This is a genomic window from Limnohabitans sp., assembly GCF_038134685.1.
Lineage (GTDB): Bacteria > Pseudomonadota > Gammaproteobacteria > Burkholderiales > Burkholderiaceae_C > Limnohabitans_A.
Window position 1 is genome coordinate 30,192 of sequence record NZ_JAYPVP010000022.1, and the last position, 7,805, is coordinate 37,996.

Annotated in this window: 6 protein-coding genes and 2 rRNA genes; 1 reads left to right on the forward strand and 7 read right to left on the reverse strand. The window is 58.8% G+C overall.

The features are described 5' to 3' along the window. Positions 1-64 precede the first annotated feature (64 nt). The 5 genes from glyS to AAFM15_RS09755 form a co-directional block, all read right to left on the reverse strand. Entirely contained in the window at positions 65-2,197 is a 2,133-nt protein-coding gene (gene glyS, locus AAFM15_RS09735; RefSeq protein ID WP_341686521.1) for a glycine--tRNA ligase subunit beta, read from the reverse strand. A gap of 14 nt (positions 2,198-2,211) precedes the next feature. Further along, on the reverse strand, positions 2,212-3,117 hold the full coding sequence (gene glyQ, locus AAFM15_RS09740) for a glycine--tRNA ligase subunit alpha (RefSeq protein WP_341686522.1): 906 nt from the start codon (positions 3,115-3,117) through the stop codon (positions 2,212-2,214). Positions 3,118-3,177: 60 nt separating this feature from the next. Beyond that, a complete protein-coding gene (gene lnt, locus AAFM15_RS09745; RefSeq protein WP_341686523.1) occupies positions 3,178-4,719 on the reverse strand; it encodes an apolipoprotein N-acyltransferase in 1,542 nt (513 codons plus the stop codon). Next, entirely contained in the window at positions 4,706-5,587 is an 882-nt protein-coding gene (locus AAFM15_RS09750; RefSeq protein WP_341686524.1) for a CBS domain-containing protein, read from the reverse strand. The genes lnt and AAFM15_RS09750 overlap by 14 nt, the downstream gene beginning before the upstream one ends. Before the next feature lie 80 nt (positions 5,588-5,667). Continuing rightward, the gene (locus AAFM15_RS09755) at positions 5,668-6,351 is read right to left on the reverse strand and encodes a GNAT family N-acetyltransferase (protein WP_341686525.1); all 684 of its coding nucleotides are present in this window, start codon (positions 6,349-6,351) and stop codon (positions 5,668-5,670) included. A gap of 114 nt (positions 6,352-6,465) precedes the next feature. On the opposite strand from AAFM15_RS09755, the gene AAFM15_RS09760 reads away from it, so the two are divergent. Continuing rightward, positions 6,466-7,413 carry an MBL fold metallo-hydrolase gene (locus tag AAFM15_RS09760; protein WP_341686526.1) on the forward strand — a complete coding sequence of 316 codons (948 nt, stop codon included), beginning with the start codon at positions 6,466-6,468 and terminating at the stop codon, positions 7,411-7,413. A gap of 68 nt (positions 7,414-7,481) precedes the next feature. Here the strand turns inward: AAFM15_RS09760 and rrf are convergent. Then, positions 7,482-7,594: ribosomal RNA gene (gene rrf, locus AAFM15_RS09765) — 5S ribosomal RNA — on the reverse strand. 114 nt (positions 7,595-7,708) lie between these two features. Then, positions 7,709-7,805 (reverse strand): 23S ribosomal RNA (locus tag AAFM15_RS09770); the annotation flags it as partial.

Genomic DNA, 7,805 nt, shown 5'->3' on the forward strand with positions numbered 1-7,805 from the left:
CTGGCACGGTTGATGGTGCCGTCACGATCGAGAATGACCAGTTTGGTTTGCATGCGTGCTCCTGTTACACCGCCAGACGCGCCAGGTCGGCCACGCGGTTCATGGCCACGTGCAGGCTCTTGAGCAGGCCCTGGCGGTTCAGGCGCAGGTCCATCTCTTCAGCGTTGACCATCACATCGTCAAAGAAGGCATTGACAGGGCCGTGCAGGGCGGCCAGCGTCTGCAGGCTGGCCGTGTAGTCGCCCGACTCGAACTGGGCAGTGGACTCGGGCACCAGCTTTTGCATCGCGGCATGCAGGGCCTTTTCGGCATCTTCCTTGAACAGGGCGGAATTTGCATGCGCGTCCACTTCGCCCGCCTTCTTCAGGATGTTGCCGATGCGCTTGTTGGCCGCGGCCAGCGCCGGGCTCTCGGGCAAGGCGGCAAAGGCGCGCACGGCCGCCAGGCGCTTGGCGACGTCGGACAGGCGCTGCGGCTGCAGGGCCAGCACAGCGTCCACTTCCTGGGCGCTGAAGCCCTGCTCGCGCAGGCCACCGGCCAGGCGGTCGTAGATGAAGGCAGCAAGCGCTTCGCTGGCGTCGGTGATCTTCTCGCCAAACACCGGGGCCGACAGCGACAGCAGGGCCGACAGGTCGATCGCCAGGTCCTTTTCGATCAGCATGCGGATCACGCCCAGCGCATGGCGGCGCAGCGCGAACGGGTCCTTGTCGCCGCTGGGCAGGTTGCCGATGCCGAACATGCCCACCAGGGTTTCGAGCTTGTCGGCCAGCGCGACCACCACGCCCACGCTGTTGCGCGGCAGTTCGTCACCCGCAAAGCGCGGCTTGTAGTGGTCTTCAATCGCTTCGGAGATCTCCACCGGCAAGCCGTCGTGGCGGGCGTAGTAGCCGCCCATGATGCCCTGCAGCTCGGGAAACTCGCCGACCATGTCGGTCAGCAGGTCGGTCTTGGCCAGGCGTGCGGCCTGCTCGGCCTGTTTGGCCAGCAGGTCACCGCCCAGTTGCTGGCCAATGGCCTTGGCAATCGCACAGACACGCGCCATGCGCTCGCCCTGCGTGCCCAGCTTGTTGTGATAAACCACTTTGGACAGACCGTCGACGCGCGACTCCAGCGTCTTCTTGCGGTCCTGGTCAAAGAAGAATTTGGCATCGGCCAGACGCGGGCGCACCACGCGCTCGTTGCCGCCGATCACGGCGCTGGCGTCAGCGGGGCTGATGTTGCTCACCACCAGGAACTGGTGGGTCAGCTTGCCCGCAGCGTCCAGCAGCGGGAAGTACTTCTGGTTGGCCTTCATCGTGAGGATCAGGCATTCCTGCGGCACATCGAGGAACTGCTTTTCAAACGCGCAAACCAGCACGTTGGGGCGCTCGACCAGGGCGGTCACTTCGTCAAGCAGGGCATCGTCTTCAATGGGTTTGACGCCACCGCCGACTTTGGCCGCAGCGGCCTGCAGCTGGCGCACGATCTCGGCGCGGCGCTCGTCAAAGCTGGCGATCACGGCACCGTCGTTCTTGAGCACCTCGGCATACTGGTCGGCGTGCGGCACCACCACGGTGGGCACCTTGGCCTCAAAGCGGTGGCCTTGCGTGCTGTTGCCCGCCTTCAGCCCCAGCGCCTTGATGGACACCACGGCACTGCCGTGCAGGGCGATCAGGCTGTGCGCGGGGCGCACAAAGTTCACGCTGGTCCAGCCCGGCAGTTCGCAATCGGTTTCCAGCTGGTACTGCATGACTTTGGGAATGGGCAGCTTGGCCAATGCTTCGTCCAATGCCTTTTGCAGACCGGCGGCCAGGGTCGCGCCCTTGACCACGCTGTCATAAAACAGGGCTTCGGCCTTGCCATCCGGTGCGCGCTTGAGCGCGGCCACGGCCGCAGCGGGGTCGCTCACATCGGCGCCCAGGGCCTGCAGCTTCTTGAGCAGGGCGGGGGTGGCATTGCCATTGGCGTCCAGGCCCACGGTCACAGGCATCAGCTTTTGCTGCACCGCCTTGTCGGCGGCCTGCGCCAGCACGCCCGTCACATGGGCGGCCAGGCGGCGGGGGGAGGCGTAGGCGGTCACCACCGCATTGGCAGCGGCCAGCCCCTGGGCCTTGAGTTGTTCAGTCAGCACACCGGAAAAAGCAGCGCCCAGTTTGTTCAGCGCTTTGGGCGGCAGTTCTTCAACGAAGAGTTCGACGAGAAGGTTCTGTGTTGTCATTGTTCTTGTTCCTCTCAAGCGGCCTTCTTGGGCATCTGCGCCACCCACTCGCGCGGGGCCATCGGGAAGCCCAGACGTTCGCGGCTTTCGTAGTAGCTTTGGGCCACGCTGCGCGCCAGGTTGCGAATGCGACCGATGTAGGCCGCGCGCTCGGTCACGGAGATCGCACCCCGCGCGTCCAGCAGGTTGAAGGTGTGCGCGGCCTTGAGCACCTGCTCGTAGGCGGGCAGGGCAAGCTGCTGCACCATCAGGTTCTGCGCCTGCTTTTCGTGGGCACCAAAGGCAGTGAACAGGAAGTCCACGTCGGAGTGCTCGAAGTTGTAGGTGGACTGCTCGACCTCGTTCTGGTGGTAGACGTCCCCATAGCTCAGCGTGTCGGTCCACTTGAGGTTGTAGACGTTGTCCACGCCCTGCAGGTACATGGCCAGGCGCTCCAGGCCGTAGGTGATCTCGCCGGTGATCGGCTTGCAGTCGATGCCACCCACCTGCTGGAAGTAGGTGAACTGCGTGACTTCCATGCCGTTGAGCCAGACTTCCCAGCCCAGGCCCCAGGCGCCGAGCGTGGGGTTTTCCCAATCGTCTTCAACGAAGCGAATGTCGTTTTTCTTCAGGTCAAAGCCCAGCGCTTCCAGGCTGCCCAGGTACAGCTCCAGGATGTTGCTGGGCGCGGGCTTGAGCACCACCTGGTACTGGTAGTAATGCTGCAGGCGGTTGGGGTTTTCGCCGTAGCGGCCGTCCTTGGGGCGGCGGCTGGGCTGCACGTAGGCAGCTTTCCAGGGCTCAGGGCCGATGGCGCGCAAAAAGGTGGCGGTGTGGCTGGTGCCGGCGCCCACTTCCATGTCGTAGGGCTGGAGCAAAGCGCAGCCCTGGGCGTCCCAGTACTGCTGCAACTTGAGGATGATCTGCTGGAAAGTCAACATAGGGACAAAACCGCCTGTGCGGTGAAATGGTGTTGCGTCCACATGCGCAAACGCTCGATTTTACGCGCCAGCAGTGCTTCTTCTTCGCACCGCACTGCCCAGCAAAATAACAGAACATAGCAACCACAGGGGCCAAAGTCCCCAGCGTGCAGCCATGCGCGCGTAGGGCGTCAACCCTGTGCGCCCCTCGTATTCGCCTTGCAATATGCTGCGCTGGTAGGGGGGCAACTGCTGGCGTACCCGGCCCTGATGGTCAATGATCGCTGTCGCCCCCGTATTGGTGGCTCTCAGCATGGGACGCTGCAGCTCCAGAGCGCGCATCCGTGAAATGTTCAGATGCTGCGGGACAGCCACCGTGTCGCCAAACCAGGCAATATTGCTCGCATTGACCAGCACCGTGGGCGCCTCGCTGTCCACACGGAAGCGTTGCGCCAACTCTTCACCAAACACGTCTTCGTAACAGATATTGGGCGCAATGCGTTGTCCCTGCCAAGTCCAGCTGGGCGCATCTACCGGGCCACGCGCAAACTGGCCCAAGGGGATGCGCATCATCTGCACAAACCATTCAAAAAAGCTGGGGACAAATTCGCCAAAAGGCACAAGATGGTGCTTGTCATAGCGGTAGGGCTGGTCGCCACCCCAAGCTTCCAGGCTGTTGCGGTAAGCGCCTTGATCGAGGACGGGAAGTCCCACCAGCGCAGCGCGCGTACCCCCTTCTGGAAAAGCATCGCTCAGCGCCTGGGTGTAGCCGGGTGGCAAAGAGGACTTGAGCACGGGCCATGCCGTTTCTGGCGTCACCACTAAGGCTGTGGTGCTGGCGCGCAGCTGCTGCCCGTACCACGCCAGAGCTTCCAGCACCCCCCTTTGCTCTTCAAATTTTTGATCCTGGGCGATATTGCCTTGCAACAAGGTCACCGTCTGGGTGCCGGCCGATTGCGTCCATGTCGCATTGAAGTGGCCCAAAACAGCAGTCACCAGCAATACTCCTGCCATGCGACGCCAGGCGCCCGGCCTTTCCTTGCGCTGAACCCACAAGGCCAACAGCAACCAGACCACTGCGCCCACGCCATACACCCCCAGCCAAGGCGCCCAAGCAGCCAACCAGCTGTCCACGTGCGCATACCCCACAGCGCCCCAAGGGAACCCGGTGAACCATTGGCCCCGCATCAGCTCAGCCAAGGTCCAGGCCGCAGCCAGGGACAACGCGCTCCACAAAGGATCGGCTTTGTCTGGCGCCGCGCACCAGCGTGCCCAAAGCACCATCATGGCGACATAAAAAACGGACAAGGCAGTAGCCAGCAGCGCCAAGGCCAGCACTGACAACCATCCTGGCAATCCTCCGTACTGATGCATCGAAATGTGGAGCCACCAGAAACTGCCCAATAACCAGACACTCACGTACCAGAAAGTGGTTTTGGCCACAGCTGCCAAATCGTGTTTGCAAGTCCACAACTGCTGCAGCCATAAGGCTGCCGCCACACATTGCAACACACCCGATGCTTGGCCATTGCCCGGCCAGGCCAGGGCCCATGCCTGCAACAGCCCCAGCACCATCAACCAGATCAGGCGCAGGAAAGTGGGATGCGACTTAAGTGTCAGCATCCTGGGCTGCGGGCGACACTTTGAACCAACGTACCGCCCCGGCACGTGTATGCTGAACCACAAAATCCAGTCCAGCCAGCGTGTACTTTTCGCCTCGACGTGGCACATGCCCCATTTCGTGCGCAATCAGGCCACCAATGGTGTCGAATTCGTGCACATCGTCATCGCCTAGGGCGCCCAGCACGTCGACACCAAGGACTTCCATGACCCGCTCTGGCGAAGTGTCGCCACTGATACGGAAGGTCTGGTCAGCCAGCGAAAAAATATCGCCTTCATCTTGCTCGATATCGAACTCATCTTCGATATCGCCCACGATTTGCTCAAGTACATCTTCAATGGTGATCAGACCCGCAGTTCGGCCAAACTCATCAATGACCATCGCCATGTGCTGTCGGTGATCGCGAAATTGCTTCAGCAGATCATTCAGTTTCTTGCTCTCGGGCACAAACACCACGGGTCTGAGCAAGGCCTTGATGTTGAGTTCTGGGGCCCTTTGCAGCTTGAGCATGTCCTTGGCCAGCAAAATGCCCAAAATGTTTTCGCGCTCCCCCTCATAAACGGGAAAGCGCGAATGGCCCGTATCAATGATTTGGTTGAGCAACGTGGCTGCAGGCGCATCGATAGACAACAAATCCATCTTGGCGGCGGCAACCATGACATCGCCCGCCGTCATGTCCGACATGCGGATCACACCCTCGAGCATGCGACGGCTTTCTTCGTTGATGATGTCGTTGTCTTGTGCCTGAACCAACGAATCGATCAATTCGTCTTTGGTATCAGGACTGGGATGCAGGAATTCAGCAATCTTCTGCAACAGGCCGCGCTTGTCTTCCTTGTCTGAAGGGCGGGCAGGATGGGGATCTGACACTGTGTACTTGGCAACAGCCGTGGTTAGAACAGCTCAAGCATAGCGGATTTCAATCTCCGTCTTGTGACAAGGCGACTGATTCAGTCTTTGTCCCGGGTTTCATTATTGCTGCGCATACCCAGCCATTTGCGAAATTGACTGGCTTGCAATTTGAGCTGGTAGTCCAACTCGGCGATGTGTTCGTCCAGCACCTCGTGCCACCGGCTGTCCAGGGTGGCTGGCGGCAATGTGAGGTAGGCTTCACTTTCTGACCCATCGCGTTCAACACGTGAGCCGGCATTACGAGCAATCTTGAGCATTGCCGCATTTTCGCTGAGGGCATGAATGAACATCATCCGTACACCTTCGTTTTGAGCATGACGCACCGCTCTCGCAAACAACAGCTGCCCCAAGCCTCGGCCTCTTTGTTGCGACGCGACCGACACGCCAAATTCTCCACAGCTACGCCATTGCGGATCTAGGGAATAAGCCAGGTGCGCCATGGCTACCAGCTCAAGCCTGCGGTTGAAAATACCGAAAATTTCATCACGGCCAAAATTCAACTTTTGGACATACATCCGAATTTGCTCGTCATTGGCGGCATAACCAAACCTCAAATACCGATCATTGGATGAAAGCGATAACAAATGTTTTTCGATGCGTGGTCGGTGTCGTGGTGCCAGTTCGCGTATGGGCACCCAGGAACGCCGCCCAGGGCGCCCTGCGCCCTCGCTGCGCGCAGGGAGCAGCGATTTCAACCAACGGTGTAAACGATGAAAAATCATAGGGATTACCCGTATTTTCCTGCATATTGACGTCGCCAGCAGTCACTTTACATTTTGTGACGCATGGTCTGTCACCTGTGTCGAGCGGCATGAGCAGGAATTGCGCAAAATGTCATGGCATTCAAGGACCCTCCCGTGTCATTTTCTGTTTCATTGCCTGCGGGCATTTCTGTTTTTCAGCGCGACTGGCTTTCTGCAAACAATGTCTTTCTGCACAATGCAGAACAAACCGTACTGATCGACAGCGGTTACAGCACGCACGCCGACATGACCCTGGGTTTGCTGGGGCAAGCCTTGCGTGGCCGCAAGCTGGATCTGCTGGTCAACACCCACTTACACAGTGATCACTGTGGTGGCAATGCCGCCATTCAGCTCGCGCATCCTGAAGTGAAAACGCTGATTCCTCCTGGCCAGTTTCACGAGGTCAGCCAGTGGAACTCAGATGCACTAACCTATGGCATGACGGGTCAACAGTGTCCACCATTTCAAGTCAGTGGTCATTTGCTGGACAAGCAAACCTGTACCTGGGCAGGAACGAACTGGCAGGTCTATGCCGCGCCCGGACATGATACTCACGCCATGATGTTTTTTTGCCCTGAACACCGTATCCTGATATCCGGGGATGCATTGTGGGAGAAAGGTTTTGGCGTCATTTTTCCTGAACTCGATGGCGTCGATGCCTATTGCGATGCTGCAGACACGCTCGATTTGATTGAACAGCTGTCTCCCTCTCTGGTGATCCCGGGGCACGGGAATCTCTTTTCGGATCTCGACTCGGCCCTAAGCTTCGCACGATCACGGCTGGCGAGCTTCCGCACGCACCCAGACAAGCATGCGCGCTACGCTAGCAAAGTGCTTGTGAAGTTCAAATTGCAAGAACATGGCTCGATCAAACTCACCCCATTTGCAGATTGGGCGCAGACGGTACCGTATTTGACGGGTTTACATCAGCAATTAGGACCTGGCTCCAGCTTCCGCGAGTGGTTTGAACAACTCCTGGGCGAGTTGAGTCAATCAGGTGCCATGGATATGCAAGGCGAGCTACTGATCAACAGGCCTTGATTGGCTCGAACAAGTGAAAAGCAAAAAAAAACGCCCCACCGATTGGTGGGGCGTTTTGGGCTGTAGAAGCCTGACGATGTCCTACTTTCACACGGGAATCCGCACTATCATCGGCGCTAAGGCGTTTCACTGTCCTGTTCGGGATGGGAAGGAGTGGTACCACCTTGCTATGGTCATCAGGCATAACTTGTTGTCATCTTGACGGGGTCAAGACAACGAATTCATAGAGCAAATCAGCTTTTATATCGATTGCGTCAACTTGGCATAACAACCTTGACGCTTTGGTCAAAGTTATAGGGTCAAGCCGCACGAGCAATTAGTATCAGTTAGCTTAACGCATTACTGCGCTTCCACACCTGACCTATCAACGTCCTGGTCTTGAACGACTCTTT